Origin of the sequence: Klebsiella sp. R390 (assembly GCF_051131745.1) — a bacterium.
Lineage (GTDB): Bacteria > Pseudomonadota > Gammaproteobacteria > Enterobacterales > Enterobacteriaceae > Klebsiella.
The window spans coordinates 468,708-484,947 of record NZ_CP180445.1 but is presented as its reverse complement, the minus strand read 5'-3'; the positions used below and the strand labels follow the sequence as shown (position 1 = coordinate 484,947).

The following is a 16,240-nucleotide window of genomic DNA, read 5'->3' as shown; positions in this document are numbered from 1 at the left end:
AAGCGAAGGAGTGCAGCGTGTTCGCTGAGTTTGGTGTACTGAATTATTTGACCTACCTGGTCGGGGCTATTTTTATCATCCTGGTTCCCGGCCCTAATACCTTTTTTGTCCTGAAAACCGGTATTGCTCACGGCGTTAAAAAAGGTTACCTGGCGGCAGCTGGGGTGTTCATCGGTGATGCGGTGCTGATGATGCTGGCTTTTGCCGGTGTCGCGACGCTCATTAAGACCACGCCGGTGTTATTTAACATCGTTCGTTATCTGGGCGCGATTTACCTGCTATGGCTTGGTGGTAAAATGCTGTACGCCGTGCTGACCCAGCGGGACGGACATGCCAACACCAGCGCCGAGCCGAGGAGTGCGATCCTGAAACGCTCGCTGACATTGAGCCTGACCAATCCGAAAGCCATCCTCTTTTATGTCTCGTTTTTCGTGCAGTTTATTGACGTGAGCGCGAAAACGCCGGGACTGGCATTCTTTATTCTGGCGCTGACGCTGGAGGTCATTAGCTTTATGTATATGAGCTTCCTGATCCTCTCCGGTTCATTCGTGACGCGCTATGTGAAAACGAAAACCAAGCTGGCAAAAATCGGTAACAGCCTGATTGGCCTTGTTTTCGTCGGTTTTGCCGCGCGACTGGCAACCCTGCAATCCTGATCCGCTGGCCGGTAATCATTCCGGCCAGGCAGTGTTAATCACTGCGATGTAACAAAATCCCTTCAATTTTTATTGCATTGGTGTTACATATACAGCCGATTATCGGTCAGTGAAAAGGGAACCCGGATGATTCTGCAAAAACTCATCAGCAATAAAAACAGCAAGAAATTTTTCTTGTCGGTAGGGATTGTGTTTGCCATCGCGCTTACCGTGGTAGGACGCGCGACGTTCGGCGGCGTGGTCAGCGAATACAATATGCCGTATTCGGAATGGACAGTGTCGATGTTCTTCCTGCAAGGAGCGATGGTGACCGTTTACAGCACCGTGTTCACGCTGCTGTTTTCTATTCCGCTTGGGTTCTTCTTTTTAGGTTCTGACCGTCAGGACTGATGGACTGATCGTCAACTGCTATAAAACGGGGCGAACCGACGTTCGCCCAGCGTGATCCTTCGCTCGCCTAATCCCTCAATTACCACCCGCGGCCGTCATAATGATGGTGGTGGCGCCCGTGATGATAGCCATCATGCACGATACAACCCGATAACAGCGTGCATAGCGTAAGCAGCAACGTTAACACGATCGGTTTTTTCATTTCTCACTTCTCCACTGGTCCACCGTCCGCGGGCAAAGGGCCTGCGGAATCGGCTGATGAAGTGAGTGTATAGCGTTAAGTTATTGAGTGGATAAGACAACTCTGCAATTTTGGCATGGTCAACATTGCGCTTACCACCAGCCGAACTGTACGCCGGCCAGCGCAATAATGGCGACGATAAGCATAATAATGGTGCTTTTTTTCATCACGCGCCTCCCGGCGACGCGTAACCGCCGACAAAAAACCAACCGAGAAAAATAACGGCGACGATAAAGATGGCCACCGGGAAAAGAATACCCAATCTCATTGTGTTACCCCTGGGGCGAAACATGGTGCCCGCGATAAAAGAATCCATTACATATGCAGCTTGAAGTATGACGGGCATAAGCCTCGCTATCATACCGGATATTACCCGGCAGTTTTAATCAAGATGCAGGAAGGTTGCTTTGCGTCGGGATTTTTTATCCTGATACATAGCATCATCAGCGGCACGTAAAGCGCTTTCGACATCCTGGTGCTGAGGATTGACGTCAATGACGCCAAAGCTCGCCCCTGGATAGTTAATCCGGCGGCCGGCGAGATGATACACCCCGCTTATGGCCTGGCGCAGCGTGGCGACAAAGGCCTGCTGCTGTGCGGCATCCCGCTCGGCGCCAACCACTAAAAATTCATCACCGCCCAGCCGCCCCACCAGATCGCCAGGCTCAAGGTGAGCCGTTAAGCGTTCGCCAATCTGAATCAAGAAACTGTCGCCGCACTGGTGGCCGAAGCGATCGTTTATCGCTTTAAAATCGTCAAGGTCGATAAAGACCATCAGGATATTGCGCTGCAGCTCACGCGCGCGGGGAAATATCGACGTCAGGTGTTTAAATAGCGCGCGACGGTTTGCCAGGCCCGTGAGTTCATCGGTATAAGAGTGCATCTCTAACGCGACGTTGGCCTCACGCAGTTGGTCAACCAGCGTCTCTTTTTCAATATAGTGAGAGATTAAATTCGCAAACAGGCCCATGACCTGCTCGCCCTCGAGGTTGTAGGGCTGTTTATCACGGCTGGTGGCGCACAGCGTGCCGTACAGCGAGCCGTCGGCAAGGCGCACGGGGATGCTGAAAAAGGTCATGATCCCCAGATCCTGAGCGGCAATACATGAACGCCAGCGATGGTTGACATCATTGCTGAACTGGCAGTTATCGTCGATGGCCCGCTTGCACAATGAATCATTCCACGGCACGGAAAACCCTTCCGGGATCTGCATGACGCTGCTGTTATGCGCATACAGAATCAGCTGACGCTGTGCTTCAAAATCAATACGAGTCAGATAAGTCGACTCCATTCTGGTCACCAGCTCCAGCATCTCAAGCAGCTGCCGAACTAATAATTCCAGTGAATGTTCGTTGGCGAGTGTTTGCGAAACACGAGCAAGAATAAAATCTGACATGAATGTACGGCTCCCGATCGCGAGTGGAGACAACCAGCAGATCCGGCTGGGGACAGCTACTCACGAAAAGTAAACATAGATACGTCAAATTTAACACATTAATACTGGGAATACCTGTGATCTGTATATCTCCCGCGCAACGTGGAGCATTCACTTTCAGCGCTCCTCAGACACACTGAGCCTGTAACTGCAGCGTTGTGCCAGAAGGGCGTCACTTAAGGCGTCCCAATCACCCAGGGCCTATTCGGTATCGCCAATGGACAAAAAGAAAGGCACTGAATCTCAGTGCCTTTTTCATGATTAGCGTTTGTCCCGATAACTCATCGTGGGGCGCTATTTACTCGCTCGGCCCATTCTTCTTGTTCAACAACGCGCGAACATCGGAGACGGTAAATGAACCCGGCTCCTGACGCGGTGGGAAATCTTTAAAGCTGCTGAGCATATCCTTAGCATATTTTTGCGCACCGCCGAGCAGGAAGGCGTGGTCATGTAGCCACATACTGTAGCCCGCGCCCACATCACCGCGCTCATACGGATCCACTTCCAGGTCGAAAATCTTCGGTACGCGAAGTTTGGTGAACGGATATTGCCATACGTCCATGCCGGTATGTTCCTGGATCATGAAATGGGCTTTCCACCGGCCAAAGCGCATTGCGAGAAGATCGCCATCGTCGCTCCAGTAGAAGAACTCATTACGCTGGTCTTTGCCCTGGCCTTCAAGGAAGTTGAGCTGGTTATAGCCATCCAGGTGGACTTTATAAGTCATCGCTGTCGTTTTATAACCTTTCAGCAGTTCCTCTTTGACATTGTTATCACCTGCAGCAGCCACCAGTGTTGGGAACCAGTCGTAACTGGCAAACATATCGTTGATGGTGGTGCCCGGTTTGATATGGCCCGGCCATTTGACCATCGCTGGAACACGGAAACCGCCTTCCCAACCGGTAGCTTTTTCACCACGATACGGCGTCATACCTGAATCTGGCCACAGTGCCAGGCTTGGGCCATTGTCAGTGGTATAGATAACGATGGTGTTATTTTCAATGCCCAGATCTTTGATTTTCTTAAGTACTTCCCCGACCATTTTGTCGTGTTCGACCATGCCGTCCGCATACGTTCCTAAACCAGTCACGCCGACGCTGTCAGGTTTCAGGTGGGTTTTGAAATGCATGCGGGTGGTGTTAAACCAGGTAAAAAATGGTTTTCCGGCTTTAACCTGACGTTCCATAAAGTCATTATTTGCTGCCAGGAATTCTTCATCAACGGTTTCCATACGTTTTGACGTTAATGGGCCGGTGTCTTCAATTTTGCCATCAGCGGTGCTTTTAATGACGCCACGCGGGCCAAATTCTTTACGGAATTCTGGGTCTTTTGGATAATCCGGATGCTCTGGTTCTTCCTCTGCATTCAGGTGATAGAGATTACCGAGAAATTCATCAAACCCGTGTGCCGTTGGCAAAAACTCATCGCGGTCGCCGAGGTGGTTCTTACCGAACTGACCGGTGGCATAACCCAATTGCTTCAGAATATTGGCGAGGGTCGGGTCAGACTTCTGAATACCTTGTGGTGCACCCGGCATGCCGACTTTACTCAGGCCAGTACGGAAAGGCATTTGTCCGGTGATAAAGGCAGAGCGTCCTGCAGTTGAACTCTGTTCAGCATAGTAGGAGGTAAATTTCGCACCGTCATTCGCAATACTGTCAATGTTTGGGGTCTTATATCCCATCACACCTTGGTTGTAGGCGCTGATGTTGGAGTAACCGACATCATCACCGAAAATGACAACAATGTTGGGTTTGCCACCGTCTTGATTTGCGGGAGTCGTCGCTGCGTTGTCTGCTGCATGCACTGTGCCACACGCAATAGCCATTGCATTGGCAAGTAATGTCATGCAAAAAGCTCTGTTCTTCAGCATAGATTTACCATTGAGTAAAGTGGGGTTAAATAATTCTAGAACAAACGGTGTTGAGTGGGCTGCAGAAAGCATCGCATCAAATATCATCGTCTTTGAAGGTATGGCGATTATCTGTTTGATCATGTTATTTGATGAGAAACGACAGCCAGAAATCACGGCGCCAACATCTTCAACAAGCACCGGACACAACATTTTGCTCTGAAAAAAGCCGATGAATGGTAAAGCGGGGAATCAGTGCATGTCTGTGAGGAGTCCGTTAAAGGACTCCATTAAAGGACTCTGGCAGGGGGCGCATTTCGATAAGGTACTTTCTATGGAGCCTGGTGAGGTACGCAGTTGAGGCATATAAAAGGCAAAAAAAAGCCCCGTCGGGGGCGACGGGGAAAAACTCATTGATTATGGAATGATCTGTTCTCTGGTCAGTTCGAGAACAAGGGCTACTCTACCGGGCAAAAGTGTAGGTAAAATGGAGAAACCATGAAGAATCAGGGCGAATACGCGCTCTGTGCAAAGAAGGAACAGACATGAAGTGGATGACGATTATGCTGCCGCTGATCCTGGCCGGCTGTGCTCAGCAACAGGATGCGCCGCCACCGCCGCAACAGATTGGTATGGCCAACCCGGCAGCCGTTTACTGTACGCAGAAAGGGGGGGCGCTGATCCCGGTGCAAACCCCACAGGGCGTGCGTTCAGACTGTAAACTGCCTAGCGGTGAAACGATCGACGAATGGACGCTCTGGCGTCGCGATCATCCCACCAGGTCCTGATAAACCGCTTTCAGACCAGCGTCTCCAGCCACTGGGCCAGCACCAGCGCATGGTTTTGCCGGGTATCTTTGGCGCCATACAGCAAGGTTAGCGGCTGCTGGCGAGCCAGCGTGGCAAGGCGCAGTCCCTCGTCACGCTGGGCGTCGAGTTCTTCGCGATATTGCTGACTGAAATGGGTAAAGTCGATAGCCCCGCCGTGCAGCGCTTTACGCAACGCCGCGGACGGGGTTAGCGTTTTACACCACTCATCGTGCAGCAGGGCCTCTTTTTTGATCCCGCGTGGCCAGAGTCGGTCCACCAGCACACGATAACCATCGCTGGGGTCTGCCGGATCGTATACCCGTTTACAGTGGATCATTGCTGTGCTCTCTTGCTGTCATCCAGGCGAGGAGTTGCGGAACCTGCCTGTCGGAAAAAACCGTAATACCGTGCTCGCGCAGCAGGGCTGCGGCCACGCCTGAGCCCGCTTTTTGCTGTCCGCTAAAGGTACCATCATAGATAAACTGGCTGCCGCAGGTTGGGCTACCGTCGGTTAACAGCGCGGCGTCGCAACCGGATTCCTGGGCGGCCCGCAAAGCCAGCCAGGCGGCAAGCTGATAATGCGCCGTGACGTCCTGGCCGTTGCTTTCAACAATCTGCGCACGGCCTCGCATCACCTCGGCTCCCTGGGCGCTGACAATTTCTGCGGGAAGCCGCGGAACTGGCAGACCAGCGGCCAGCTCAGGGCAGTGGATCACCAGCCGGTTATCGCGCTGCCAGCGCGCCAGCATCCCGGCAAGCTGGGCCTTTTCACTGCCGTTATAACGCACCTGAAACCCCATCAGGCAGGCGCTGACCAGAATCTTGCTTTTCATATTCCGTCCGTCGGTGTTGCTCTGTGCTATACCATAGCGCCTTCAGGTGAAAATTACCCGCAGGAAAGCGCCGCAAAAACGGCAGGATCTCCCCGCAAAAATAGGGATTGTGTTCTGCACCGGAGATCGCTAACCTGAGCTTCCTTGTGTTACCCGAAAACCGCTATGACATAAGGAACCTGCTATGAACTCCCCCCTGCGTATTGCCCTGGTTGGCGACTACAATCCTGACGTGATTGCCCATAAAGCGATTCCCCTTGCTATCGATGATGCCGCCGCCGTACTGGAACTGCCGGTACGCTATGACTGGCTGGCAACTCGCGATATCCATGATGCCGATGCGCTCGCCGACTACGATGCGATTTGGGTGGTGCCCGCCAGCCCGTACCAACATGCCGAAGGGGCGTTTACCGCCATTCGCTATGCGCGTGAAAACAGCGTGCCGTTTCTCGGAACCTGCGGTGGTTTTCAGCACGCGATTATCGAATATGCCCGCAATGTCCTGGGCTGGCAGGACGCGGCGCATGCGGAAACCGACACCGAAGGGCGGATGGTCATTGCGCCATTAAGCTGCTCGCTGGTGGAAAAATCGGACACGATTGAATTGCGCGCCAACACCCTGATTGCGCGCGCCTATGGCCGCGATAATATCGAAGAGGGCTACCACTGCAACTATGGCATTTCTGAGAGCTTTGCGGCTGAACTCGAGCAGGGCGATCTGCGGGTTACCGGCTGGGATGACGAAGGAGAAATCCGGGCAGTAGAGCTGGTCACCCACCCGTTCTTCGTGGCGACCTTGTTCCAGCATGAACGTCATGCCCTGGAAGGCCGACCGTCGCCGCTGGTGCAGGCGTTATTATATGCGGCGAGCCATTAACACCGCCATCGGGTGTGAAGATGCCGCCAGCGTGCTGGCGGCGTAGCGGTGCAGTGGCAGGTTATCCGGCGATCTCCCGGTTACGGCCGGCGAGGGCGCCAAACACCGCCATCACCAGCGAAATCAGCGCCACGGCGAGCAGCGGGATCTGCCAGTTGCCATTGGCGTCATGTATTCTCCCCATCAACGGTGGTCCGCAGGCTGCCAGCAGATAGCCGACCGCTTGCGCCATACCCGACAGCGCCGCCGCCTGATGCGCGGAACTGGCGCGCAGGCCAATAAAAGTCAGTCCGAGGATCATCGTAGCACCCGAACCAAAGCCAAAGATCAGCGTCCACAATATCGCCTGTCCGGGCCAGAACCACAGACCGCCGGCGCTGATGGCGCACAGTAAAGCCACCAGAATTGCAATTCCGCGCTGGTCCTTCAGCCGATGGAGAATCAGCGGAATCGCCAGGCCTGGTACGGCGGTGGCCAGTTGCAGCAAGCCATGCAGGGAGCCTGCCTGTGCCTCGCTGTAGCCGAGGCTCTGCAAGATGGCGGGCAGCCAGCCAATAATCACGTAATACACCAGCGAGTTGATACCGAGGAAAAGCGTCACCTGCCACGCCAGGGCGGAGCGCCAGATCCCGCGATGATGTATCGCGCCAGAGCCGGTCAATGGTGAGACCGTAGGCTTACGCGATTGCGGTAGCCAGAACAGTAATGCCAGCAGCGGGAATACCATCAACATCAGGAGCGCACCGCGCCAGCCATAGCCGGCCATGGCCAGCGGAACCACCATCGCCGATCCCAGCGCCGCCGCGCCGCCCATGGTAAGTGAATAGGCGCCGGTCATTCGGGCAACATGCCCGGAGAAATCACGCTTGATTAAGCCCGGCAGCAGCACGTTGCCGAGGGCAATGCCGCAGCCGATGATTGCCGTCCCGCCAAACAGCAGGAAGGTTGAAGGTAGCGAACGCAGGCCGATACCGAGGCAAATCAGGATCAACGCGACCAGCAGGCTACGCTCAATGCCGAAGCGTCGGGCGACACCCGCCGCCAGCGGTGAGATCAGGCCAAAGGCCAGCAGCGGGAGCGTGGTGAGCATCCCGGTTTGCGCGGTTGTCAGCGCATATTCAGCGCGAATGGCATCCAGCAGCGGAGCAGTGCCGGTAAAGGTGACCCGCAGTGTGGCGGCAATCAATAAAATACCGGTAATCAGCAGCAGATTGCGGCGGCCGGTGGCAGAAGACAAAACAGAACTCATGGCGTTCTCTGACGAATAAACAGGGCGCTTACCATAACGCGTTTGTCCTCTGTTTAAATCAAGCTAAAATGACAGATTATCGCTAATATCGGACAAAATGATGATTGGACTCGGTCTTGACGGCTACGACCCCGACAGCGGTCACGAGGCGGCCCTCGCATTTCGCATTCAGGTAGTGGAAGACGAACAGTTCATTCCGTTGCATCAGCACCGTAAAGGCCAGCTGATTCTTGCGCTGCACGGCGCGCTCACCTGTGAGGTGGAAAACGCCATGCTGATGGTGCCGCCGCAGTATGCGGTATGGGTTCCCGGGCAGATGCCCCACAGCAATCGCGCGACGCCCGGGGCGCAAATCAGCTTTCTGTTTATTGAGCCCGAGGCGGCAGCGATGCCGCAGCATTGCTGTACGCTAAAAATCTCGCCGCTGGTCCGCGAGTTGATTCTGGCGCTTGCCGGTCGGAGTGGGGCGGAATTAACCCATCCGACGACGCAGCGGCTGGTACAGGTGTTGTTTGATGAGTTACCGCAACAGCCACAGGAGCATCTTCAGCTACCGGTTTCTGCCCACCCCCGGATCCGGCAAATGGCAGAGGTGATGGCGGTTGATCCGGCCCGCTGGCAGACACTGGGGCAGTGGGCCGCAGAGTTTGCCATGAGCGAACGCAATCTGGCACGGCTGGTGGTGCGTGAGACCGGGCTGAGCTTTCGCCGCTGGCGGCATCAGCTACAGCTGATTCTGGCTCTGCAAATGTTAATTCGCGGCCAGACGGTGCAGCAGACGGCGCAAACCCTGGGCTACGACTCGACCACCGCCTTTATTACCATGTTCAAAAAGGGGCTGGGGCAGACGCCAGGACGCTACCTGGCGAGTCTGACTACGACTTCCCGATAAACAGCGAGATAATCCCGGCGGCAATCAGCGGGCCAACCGGTACGCCGCGGAACAGCGCCACCCCCAGCACCGTACCGACCAGCAGACCGGCCACCAGCTGCGGCTGTGAGCCCATCAACGCAACGCCGCGCCCGCCGAGCCATGAAACAAATACCCCGACGGCAATGGCAAGCAGCGACTTCCAGTTTACGAAAGAGTGAAGGAGCGTAGACGGTGGCAGGGTGCCGCTGGCAATCGGTGCCATCACCCCGATGGTCAAAATGATAATGCCGATCGTCAGACCCTGTTTTTCAATCCACGGGAAAAAGACGTTGAGCGGCGTGACGCGGACAATAATTAACACGAGGATAGAAATGGCGACGGTGGTGTTATGGCTAACAAAACCCAACGCTGCCAGCCCCAGAAGAATAAACAGGGTGGTATCGAACATAAAAAGGGATCCTTGCCAACAGAATAAGCCTGTCTACTTTACGCGTAATAGCGTGAGTAAACAGGCTTTTTTTGCTTTCCGGCGGCGTATTCATGCATCTGCATAATAATCACCAGCGGCACGCCAGAGGCAAACGTCAGTCCTCGCGACGAAACGCCAGTAACTCCGGACGGGCAATGCGCAAATAGTCGGCGGTGTTGAGGATGATCGACTTCTCGAGCAGGCCGGCATTAAAGGCGATTTCAGCGTAGCGGTCGAACAGCAGCGGGTCGGCGATCAGCCGTAACGCAGGATGAAAGCTGAAAGGTGGAATGGCGCCAAAAACACAGGCGGTAAGGGTATCGACTTCGGCCGGGCTGGCCAGTGAGGCTTTGCGTGCGCCAAGATGCTGTGCCAGACGCGACAGGTCGGCCTGCTGGTCGGCGGCGAGGATCGCCAGCACATGTTGATTCACGCCGTTGCCTTTGACTTTGCAGACCAGCGCTTTTGCGCCCTGGCCCAGCGCGGTGCCGCGAATGTCTGAAACGGCTTCGCACTTGCCGACGGCCTCATGTTCTACCACGCGATAGTGCGCCTGATTGTTATCAAGCAGTTCGAGCAACTGACGATGGGTATCCTGTTTTTGCGGATCGTTCATCTTATGACTTCCACCATGGCAAAACTGTCAGCATAAGCTTCTTCTTAAGAGATGAAAACCGTTGGTGACGATGAATTGCCAGTCTGTGCAGGTCGGCGTTAATGACCTACGGTATTATCCGTAATTAATCCATAATTTACTCATTTTGTCTCCAAAGGAAAGTGCTGGAATGTTCCTGGTGTAAAGATTTATATTACGCAATCGAACTTTTCTTATTTTATTTAGTCCTTAACAAAACCAGCAGGAATGTTATTGATTGTGGTTACGAGGTTATGATGAAAGCAAACACCGCGGTGCGCGTATCCCCCCGAAAATTCAAAAAAATAAGGGAGTTGAACAGGCGCCGTAATTACTTTACTAAGAAAATCCGCAATGTTATGCGTGTTTATATTGCGAAAACATTATGGGACAACAACAAGCGCAGTGACACCGCGTTATCCTCGGCAAAAACGGTGCTGCTGATGCGCAATGAAGGTGCGATAGGCGATGTCGTCGTTGACTCGGCGCTGGTGAAATGCCTGCATGAGTCGGGTTATATCGTCGATTTTCTGCTGACCAAATCGAACAGCCTGGTCATGAAAAATCATCCAGGCATCCGCCGGATCTATGAAGCAGAGAATGTTTCCTCAAGCGATTTTCTGCGTAAATTTACCCATAACGTTCCTAAGTCTGTTATTAATGAGCTGGCGAATAATAAGTACGATATTGTTATTGACCCTTCGCTTTTCGATATGCCCATACACCGCATGTTGTTACTGCGACAAATAAAAGCAAAATCGGTGTTGGGCTTTAATAAATGGGCATCGATTAACCATTACACCAAATCTTTTGCATTTGATTGTGAACGCTGGCACGTCAGCAAAACCTTTACCTTTATTGCCGACTATCTGCATCTTGATGCCAGCCACCTTGAGGGATATGACCTGCATATTCCAGCGGATATTGATCAACAAGTCCGTGCCTATCTCGGCGGGTTGGCCGGGAGAAAGATCGTTATTAATATTTTTGCAGGCCATGCGGACCGCAGTTTGTCGCAGGAGCAACTGTCGACCATCATCGACAGGCTGCGCGAAGCCTACTCTGACGTGCACATTATTTTGCTCGATCACCGGAATGAAATCCGCCTCCCGTTACCGGAAGGGGTTAGCATCAACCCGTTTAAGACTCTGCATCATGCGATGGCACTCATTGCCGGTGCCGACCTGATTATCTCGCCTGATACCTCAGTTGTGCATATGGCGGCAGCGTGGAAGAAACCACTGATTGCCATCTATAAAGACGTGCTGTTGAATAACCGACTGTGGGCGCCGGGCTACGACAATGCACGACAGATCATTCTGCAGTGCGGCAAGGTGCATCAGCACGCCGACATCGCTGGCCTGGTGATGGCGGAGATGAAGACCGGGGTGCTACCAGAAAGCGCCTGTGTCGAAACGGCCTGACGCCCGGCGACTTCACTAACGGCTTGTGCTCCGTCGTCAACGGCTCGCGGTATTGCACCGTGGGCCGTTTTTGTTAATGGGGGTTCAGCGCGCTATAGAGTGAGCAGAGCTCCTGCAGGCTTTTCGTACCCGTGCGTTTCATCAGGCCATTGCGTTGGACGCTGACCGTGGTCGGGCTGACGCCCCGAATCCGGGCTATGTCTCCCAACGAGTGCCCGCGTACGAGCAGCCTCATGATCTGTTGCTCCGCGGTGGTAAATTTGAAGGGGCGGGGCAGATAGTCCGCCATTTTGTTTTGTTGCCCTAACAAGCGTATAACCCACAGTGCCTGCCGTAATGCTTCGACGCCCAGCCGCTCCGGCAGATATAATTTTATTAATCCCGGAAAAAGTTGGTTTATCGTATCCAAATAACGCTCAGATGTTATAAATACAGAGTGGTGCACCGGCGGCCTGGTCAATAACAAAGAGTATATTTCATGCACCTCCATGCCGGCGGTGACATACACATATGGTTGTTCACTATTATTTTTTGTATTCCCTTCAGGATGTAACTCTTTCAGAATTTTCTCTATCCCATAGAGGTAAAAACTGTCCTTTCCATAGATAGTCATCGTGAGACTCCAGCGGTCGTGATGCGGTTATTTTCTGCGTGCATCGCAGATGTTTCTCTGAGTGTTGTGTCGCGGTCCCAATAAATCAACCATGTCAGTAAATTGGTTTGTCTTTTGTTTAGCCTGCAGCCGCTGTCAGTCGCAAAATTACCCGGCAAGCTTACGGTATTTTATTGCTCACATCTTATCTTTTCTCCAGGTCGATTTTTAATTTACTTTGGGTTTATGGCCTGGTTTTTTCAGACAATTAAATGCTCAGTTGCCGGTGATTTTATATAACTTGTTGTATTTACTGGGGTGATTTTTTAGGAATTTCTTTAATAAATGTATTTTAATAAATTTTAATTTGTCGATAAATAATTGGATCTCGATCTCAAAACGATATTTCAATTTATGTGAAAGTGTAATCCATAAAATCATTTAATCATTAGTTGTTGTTTTTAATGCATGTGACGGAATTATGTGTGGTGAATCCCCCTATGCGGAGGGGTCATGCTGACATGAGAGTATCCTCTGATGATGTTTCTATTTTTATGGACGGATTGGTGTTTCAGCACCCAATTCACCGGGAGGCACCCGGCACCACACACCCATTATTAAAATGATTTTATTTATTCCCCGGCTATACCTTTCTTTCTTCAAGTTGATTGGGGATTGGCGGCCTTGTCGTCTACCAGCAACTTGAATTCTTTGGGGGGTAATGCGCAGGGAATTTCCTTACCTTTGGAATATAAAAATAGAGGGTTATATGTTACGTCCAATTTTATTACTTACAGCTTCACTTTTAAGCATTTCAGCTCAGGCGGTGACTTTCGATTATCGTCACGAAATTAACGACAGCGGCGGTAATAACCATAAAGACAGATTGCTAATGTCTCATCGCTTCGCCAATGGTTTTGGCCTGTCGCTGGAAGGCAAATGGAAGGGATCACAGAAGAAAGATAAGGCCTGGCATGAGACCGTCAGTAACGGGACAGAAGCGATCGCCAGCTATGTCTATAAAATCAATGACACCTTTCAGGTTGAACCGGGTTTTTCGCTGGATAGTAGCTCAACCTCAAACAACTATCGTCCTTATCTGCGTGGCAAGGTCAACCTGAGTAAGGATGTCAGCGCCACGCTGCGCTATCGCCCGTACTTCAAGCGTAACTCTACCAATATCGGCTCCAAAAAGGACACTTCAGAGAACGGCTATAACCTGACCAGCGTTCTGTCGTGGAAGTTCTTCAATGACTATCAGCTGGACTATGAGTTTGACTATAAAAAAGCCAACTCTGCTGGGGTGATTCTGTCAGACAATGAAAGCTATGAATGGACCCATGATTTCAAACTGACCTACAAAATCGATAAGAACTGGTCGCCGTATATGGCTATCGGCAATATCTCGGGCAGTAAAGTGACGGATGAGCGACAAACGCGTTATCGCGTCGGTGTGAAATACAACTTCTGATGCGCAATGCCGCATCAAGGCGTTAAATCCCATGGTCTGCCGGTGCAGGCCATGGGGCGTTCATCAAAGGTGAATGTTGCCGGGGGAAGGGGAAGGCAAAAAATCAGCCAGAAACGTCGCGTCGCTGACTGATTTATCTCTAAAACTCGTCCGCCAAACGATACGTAAAATATATCAGATGTGGTGTTATAACATTAAAAATTGGATAGTTAATGGTGTTATGAGCAGGTATTCATTGCCTTAATATTGATATTACTTAGCTGAGAGTCACTCCAATGGCATCACATCTTAGGCAAGTGAAGGGGAAAATGAGCATAAAAATCCCGCCGAAGCGGGATATGTTGACAGGAGTATATCCGATGAAATCAATTATGGGCGTCTCTTTCTGAAATTCTCATCGTTTTGGACATACTGTAAAGAATCAAGAATTAAACCCGAAATCCTTAACACATCCTCAGGGTTTTCTATGAAGATCCTATTGTTATCATATTCAAGACCAGCTCTTTTAATTTCATTGCCCGTTATCTCATTTATATCAATAGGCAATTGAATTGATGAACGACTCTTCTTGTCGTAGTAACGAACCAACCAGCGATTAGTCTTACCTTGAAAAAGTATAGAGTAATATGACTCTGTATCTTTTGCTTGCAGCTCGTATGCAGGGCCAGTTATTGAAGTGATTTTTTCAAGTAAAATCCGCTCATTGTAGGTTGTTACTATGTTCGGGTTTTCTGCATCAACAATATCTGCACGTTCATCAACTACAGTGTTCTCAGTGCTACTATCATTGTCGGAGGCTTCAACGTTAGCGGAAGATGTTCTCGATGATAGCCCAGAGACAACCATTTCACTTACTGATCTCTCAACTGCTTGCCTGACTAGAGGTGTGATGGTTTCAATAAATCTTTGATTTAACTGGCGGCCGATATTAGCACGTCCTGCAACATACCGGACGAATTCATGATCAACTTCACGAAGGCTAGCACTTACAACTTTTACAAAAGCAGATATATATACACTTTCTTCTGCCAGGGTTCTTAGTGCTTCTGGTTTGAATTTATCGTGTCGAAATCTGAATAGCTGTTCTGCGTCAGAGTCTTTTATATCATCCATCATGATACGCAGAAATGGCGTTGAATCCATTATGTTTTTTTCATTAAGATCTGTGAAAAAACGCCATTCAATGCCATTGGTGATAGCTGAGATTGTAACTTCTGGTGTAGAATTAAAATATCTTGATAGTTGCGGGCAATGGTTATCGATTTTCTCTTTACAGCCTTTGGCTTCAATAAACATGACGGGTACCCCTTGGCAGAACAACGCATAATCCACTCGTTCTCCAGATTTTACGCCAGGAAAGTCTGCACCATATTCTGCCTTAACCTTTTGTGGGTCATAGGCGTTAAAGCCTAATATGTCCAAAAAGGGAAGTATCAAAGCCTGTTTTGTTGTTTCTTCAGTAGTACAGTGCTCTCTAACGTTTTTAACGTGCTCTATATGATTTTTAAGACGCGCTTTGAAGTTTTCCATGTAATCTCCATGCAAAGATAAAACCTGCTGTTACATCAAAGAAAATCTGAATCCGAGATAGGTTAATGTAACCCGTCTCCCCACAGGGATTAAGATATGTGAATGATTTGGAGCTTAGGCCCGCATAGACGGAACATACAACATTTTTTCATTTGATCATATAAGTCTAAGCTCTGGATTTAGTCTGTTTATTTAAGTCATTTGTATGTTCTGACCATCTCCTTACTTTCATTTCAAGTGAGTCAACGTATGCTCTGGCATCGCTATCTGCCCAATCTGGGAAGTCATTTCCTTTTTTTAGAAGGATGAAGTCAACTATAGCTTTTTTTTCATCAGAAGCTTGGTTGTAGAGGTAAGAAAAAGATCCGTCATTGATAACTCCTTCGTCCGTTGGATTGTGTCCACTAGAGTCCGGGTATCCGTGTAACCCCCAATGCTCAGGACCGACTACATCGGAAAAGTAATTCCAAAGTTCAGGTAATTTATCCTTTGATATAGAACCCTTGTTGATCCAGTCGTGGATTGACGGGGGCTTGATTTTAAAATGGCGTGCAATTTCCGCCTTACTTTTGGCAGAGCCTGTTGAAAGCTTCTTGTTTATGGCCTGCTCAATGGCTCGGCCCAATACTTTACCGCTAAGCATTGCCTAATAATCCTCTTAACAATTAGCTTAGGCAATTCCTATTTTATTTTTGATAGGTGTAGCCTAATGCGTATGTGAGTCGAAACCATAGAAACTCTATTCATGGAACAAAAAAAGCCTTGAAGCGATCTGAGATGCTTGTTGGTTTTTTTGGGGCAAGTTGCAATATCCCAGAATCTAGACGTTTCGTCACTTACTGTTGAGTAATGGATCACTGGCACAAGGCAAACTCCACCTGAACGATATCCCGAGATAAAAAAA

At 50.6% G+C, this 16,240-nt stretch carries 19 protein-coding genes; 7 read left to right on the top strand and 12 right to left on the bottom strand.

What is annotated here, in order from left to right:
• Window positions 1–17 precede the first annotated feature (17 nt).
• Window positions 18–656, top strand: coding sequence for a leucine efflux protein LeuE (gene leuE / locus ACMYSP_RS02235; RefSeq protein WP_434585337.1), 639 nt, complete (start codon window positions 18–20; stop codon window positions 654–656).
• Window positions 657–782: 126 nt separating this feature from the next.
• Window positions 783–1,046 (top strand): DUF2534 family protein, encoded by a 264-nt coding sequence (locus ACMYSP_RS02230; protein WP_434585336.1) that lies wholly within the window; start codon window positions 783–785, stop codon window positions 1,044–1,046.
• Window positions 1,047–1,125: 79 nt separating this feature from the next.
• On the opposite strand, the gene ACMYSP_RS02225 is transcribed toward ACMYSP_RS02230, so the two are convergent.
• From ACMYSP_RS02225 to ACMYSP_RS02210, 4 genes are all read right to left on the bottom strand, one after another.
• Entirely contained in the window at window positions 1,126–1,248 is a 123-nt protein-coding gene (locus ACMYSP_RS02225) for a hypothetical protein (RefSeq protein ID WP_227540094.1), read from the bottom strand.
• Window positions 1,249–1,453: 205 nt separating this feature from the next.
• Complete coding sequence (locus ACMYSP_RS02220) at window positions 1,454–1,555, bottom strand: YoaK family small membrane protein (protein ID WP_123755447.1); 102 nt, start codon at window positions 1,553–1,555, stop codon at window positions 1,454–1,456.
• 114 nt (window positions 1,556–1,669) lie between these two features.
• On the bottom strand, window positions 1,670–2,683 hold the full coding sequence (locus ACMYSP_RS02215; protein WP_434585335.1) for a sensor domain-containing diguanylate cyclase: 1,014 nt from the start codon (window positions 2,681–2,683) through the stop codon (window positions 1,670–1,672).
• 337 nt (window positions 2,684–3,020) lie between these two features.
• Window positions 3,021–4,595: an arylsulfatase gene (locus ACMYSP_RS02210; RefSeq protein ID WP_434586997.1), complete on the bottom strand. Its 1,575-nt coding sequence runs from the start codon at window positions 4,593–4,595 to the stop codon at window positions 3,021–3,023.
• 524 nt (window positions 4,596–5,119) lie between these two features.
• Between ACMYSP_RS02210 and ACMYSP_RS02205 the strand changes: the two genes are divergently transcribed.
• Window positions 5,120–5,362: a putative hemolysin gene (locus tag ACMYSP_RS02205; protein WP_434585333.1), complete on the top strand. Its 243-nt coding sequence runs from the start codon at window positions 5,120–5,122 to the stop codon at window positions 5,360–5,362.
• A 10-nt stretch (window positions 5,363–5,372) separates the two neighbouring features.
• Here the strand turns inward: ACMYSP_RS02205 and ACMYSP_RS02200 are convergent, their stop codons facing one another.
• Complete coding sequence (locus ACMYSP_RS02200) at window positions 5,373–5,720, bottom strand: DUF488 domain-containing protein (RefSeq protein WP_434585331.1); 348 nt, start codon at window positions 5,718–5,720, stop codon at window positions 5,373–5,375.
• The gene (locus tag ACMYSP_RS02195) at window positions 5,707–6,216 is read right to left on the bottom strand and encodes a DUF523 domain-containing protein (RefSeq protein ID WP_434585330.1); all 510 of its coding nucleotides are present in this window, start codon (window positions 6,214–6,216) and stop codon (window positions 5,707–5,709) included. The genes ACMYSP_RS02200 and ACMYSP_RS02195 overlap by 14 nt, the downstream gene beginning before the upstream one ends.
• A 184-nt stretch (window positions 6,217–6,400) precedes the next feature.
• Here ACMYSP_RS02195 and ACMYSP_RS02190 point away from each other — a divergent pair, with 184 nt between their 5' ends.
• The gene (locus ACMYSP_RS02190) at window positions 6,401–7,093 is read left to right on the top strand and encodes a CTP synthase C-terminal region-related (seleno)protein (RefSeq protein ID WP_434585329.1); all 693 of its coding nucleotides are present in this window, start codon (window positions 6,401–6,403) and stop codon (window positions 7,091–7,093) included.
• Window positions 7,094–7,154: 61 nt separating this feature from the next.
• Here ACMYSP_RS02190 and ACMYSP_RS02185 read toward each other — a convergent pair whose 3' ends face one another.
• Window positions 7,155–8,342, bottom strand: coding sequence for a CynX/NimT family MFS transporter (locus ACMYSP_RS02185; RefSeq protein ID WP_434585327.1), 1,188 nt, complete (start codon window positions 8,340–8,342; stop codon window positions 7,155–7,157).
• 97 nt (window positions 8,343–8,439) lie between these two features.
• On the opposite strand from ACMYSP_RS02185, the gene ACMYSP_RS02180 reads away from it, so the two are divergent.
• Window positions 8,440–9,234, top strand: coding sequence for an AraC family transcriptional regulator (locus ACMYSP_RS02180; RefSeq protein WP_434585326.1), 795 nt, complete (start codon window positions 8,440–8,442; stop codon window positions 9,232–9,234).
• On the opposite strand, the gene ACMYSP_RS02175 is transcribed toward ACMYSP_RS02180, so the two are convergent.
• Both ACMYSP_RS02175 and ACMYSP_RS02170 read right to left on the bottom strand, forming a co-directional pair.
• Window positions 9,218–9,664, bottom strand: a complete 447-nt coding sequence (locus ACMYSP_RS02175) for a DUF441 domain-containing protein (RefSeq protein ID WP_123753972.1) — start codon at window positions 9,662–9,664, stop codon at window positions 9,218–9,220. The genes ACMYSP_RS02180 and ACMYSP_RS02175 overlap by 17 nt on opposite strands.
• 136 nt (window positions 9,665–9,800) lie before the next feature.
• Window positions 9,801–10,301 carry a YbaK/prolyl-tRNA synthetase associated domain-containing protein gene (locus ACMYSP_RS02170; protein ID WP_434585324.1) on the bottom strand — a complete coding sequence of 167 codons (501 nt, stop codon included), beginning with the start codon at window positions 10,299–10,301 and terminating at the stop codon, window positions 9,801–9,803.
• 275 nt (window positions 10,302–10,576) lie between these two features.
• Here ACMYSP_RS02170 and ACMYSP_RS02165 point away from each other — a divergent pair, with 275 nt between their 5' ends.
• Complete coding sequence (locus tag ACMYSP_RS02165) at window positions 10,577–11,743, top strand: glycosyltransferase family 9 protein (RefSeq protein WP_434586996.1); 1,167 nt, start codon at window positions 10,577–10,579, stop codon at window positions 11,741–11,743.
• A gap of 73 nt (window positions 11,744–11,816) precedes the next feature.
• Here the strand turns inward: ACMYSP_RS02165 and ACMYSP_RS02160 are convergent, their stop codons facing one another.
• On the bottom strand, window positions 11,817–12,356 hold the full coding sequence (locus ACMYSP_RS02160) for a helix-turn-helix transcriptional regulator (protein ID WP_434585323.1): 540 nt from the start codon (window positions 12,354–12,356) through the stop codon (window positions 11,817–11,819).
• A gap of 748 nt (window positions 12,357–13,104) precedes the next feature.
• On the opposite strand from ACMYSP_RS02160, the gene ACMYSP_RS02155 reads away from it, so the two are divergent.
• Window positions 13,105–13,806 carry an oligogalacturonate-specific porin KdgM family protein gene (locus ACMYSP_RS02155; protein WP_434585322.1) on the top strand — a complete coding sequence of 234 codons (702 nt, stop codon included), beginning with the start codon at window positions 13,105–13,107 and terminating at the stop codon, window positions 13,804–13,806.
• 369 nt (window positions 13,807–14,175) lie between these two features.
• Here ACMYSP_RS02155 and ACMYSP_RS02150 read toward each other — a convergent pair whose 3' ends face one another.
• Together ACMYSP_RS02150 and racR are read right to left on the bottom strand one after the other, a co-directional pair.
• On the bottom strand, window positions 14,176–15,336 hold the full coding sequence (locus ACMYSP_RS02150; protein ID WP_434585321.1) for a type I restriction endonuclease: 1,161 nt from the start codon (window positions 15,334–15,336) through the stop codon (window positions 14,176–14,178).
• Between the two features lie 166 nt (window positions 15,337–15,502).
• Window positions 15,503–15,979 carry a DNA-binding transcriptional repressor RacR gene (gene racR, locus ACMYSP_RS02145; protein WP_434585320.1) on the bottom strand — a complete coding sequence of 159 codons (477 nt, stop codon included), beginning with the start codon at window positions 15,977–15,979 and terminating at the stop codon, window positions 15,503–15,505.
• Between the last annotated feature and the right edge of the window lie 261 nt (window positions 15,980–16,240).

Bases quoted from the DNA above. Each gene is read 5' to 3' on its own strand.
- ACMYSP_RS02205 (WP_434585333.1), top strand. From the start codon at position 5,120: ATGAAGTGGATGACGATTATGCTGCCGCTGATCCTGGCCGGCTGTGCT.
- ACMYSP_RS02180 (WP_434585326.1), top strand. From the start codon at position 8,440: ATGATGATTGGACTCGGTCTTGACGGCTACGACCCCGACAGCGGTCAC.
- ACMYSP_RS02165 (WP_434586996.1), top strand. From the start codon at position 10,577: ATGAAAGCAAACACCGCGGTGCGCGTATCCCCCCGAAAATTCAAAAAA.
- ACMYSP_RS02150 (WP_434585321.1), bottom strand. From the start codon at position 15,336: ATGGAAAACTTCAAAGCGCGTCTTAAAAATCATATAGAGCACGTTAAA.
- ACMYSP_RS02185 (WP_434585327.1), bottom strand. From the start codon at position 8,342: ATGAGTTCTGTTTTGTCTTCTGCCACCGGCCGCCGCAATCTGCTGCTG.
- ACMYSP_RS02175 (WP_123753972.1), bottom strand. From the start codon at position 9,664: ATGTTCGATACCACCCTGTTTATTCTTCTGGGGCTGGCAGCGTTGGGT.
- ACMYSP_RS02215 (WP_434585335.1), bottom strand. From the start codon at position 2,683: ATGTCAGATTTTATTCTTGCTCGTGTTTCGCAAACACTCGCCAACGAA.
- ACMYSP_RS02195 (WP_434585330.1), bottom strand. From the start codon at position 6,216: ATGAAAAGCAAGATTCTGGTCAGCGCCTGCCTGATGGGGTTTCAGGTG.
- ACMYSP_RS02200 (WP_434585331.1), bottom strand. From the start codon at position 5,720: ATGATCCACTGTAAACGGGTATACGATCCGGCAGACCCCAGCGATGGT.
- ACMYSP_RS02160 (WP_434585323.1), bottom strand. From the start codon at position 12,356: ATGACTATCTATGGAAAGGACAGTTTTTACCTCTATGGGATAGAGAAA.
- ACMYSP_RS02170 (WP_434585324.1), bottom strand. From the start codon at position 10,301: ATGAACGATCCGCAAAAACAGGATACCCATCGTCAGTTGCTCGAACTG.
- ACMYSP_RS02220 (WP_123755447.1), bottom strand. From the start codon at position 1,555: ATGAGATTGGGTATTCTTTTCCCGGTGGCCATCTTTATCGTCGCCGTT.
- ACMYSP_RS02230 (WP_434585336.1), top strand. From the start codon at position 783: ATGATTCTGCAAAAACTCATCAGCAATAAAAACAGCAAGAAATTTTTC.
- racR (WP_434585320.1), bottom strand. From the start codon at position 15,979: ATGCTTAGCGGTAAAGTATTGGGCCGAGCCATTGAGCAGGCCATAAAC.
- ACMYSP_RS02155 (WP_434585322.1), top strand. From the start codon at position 13,105: ATGTTACGTCCAATTTTATTACTTACAGCTTCACTTTTAAGCATTTCA.
- ACMYSP_RS02190 (WP_434585329.1), top strand. From the start codon at position 6,401: ATGAACTCCCCCCTGCGTATTGCCCTGGTTGGCGACTACAATCCTGAC.
- ACMYSP_RS02225 (WP_227540094.1), bottom strand. From the start codon at position 1,248: ATGAAAAAACCGATCGTGTTAACGTTGCTGCTTACGCTATGCACGCTG.
- ACMYSP_RS02210 (WP_434586997.1), bottom strand. From the start codon at position 4,595: ATGCTGAAGAACAGAGCTTTTTGCATGACATTACTTGCCAATGCAATG.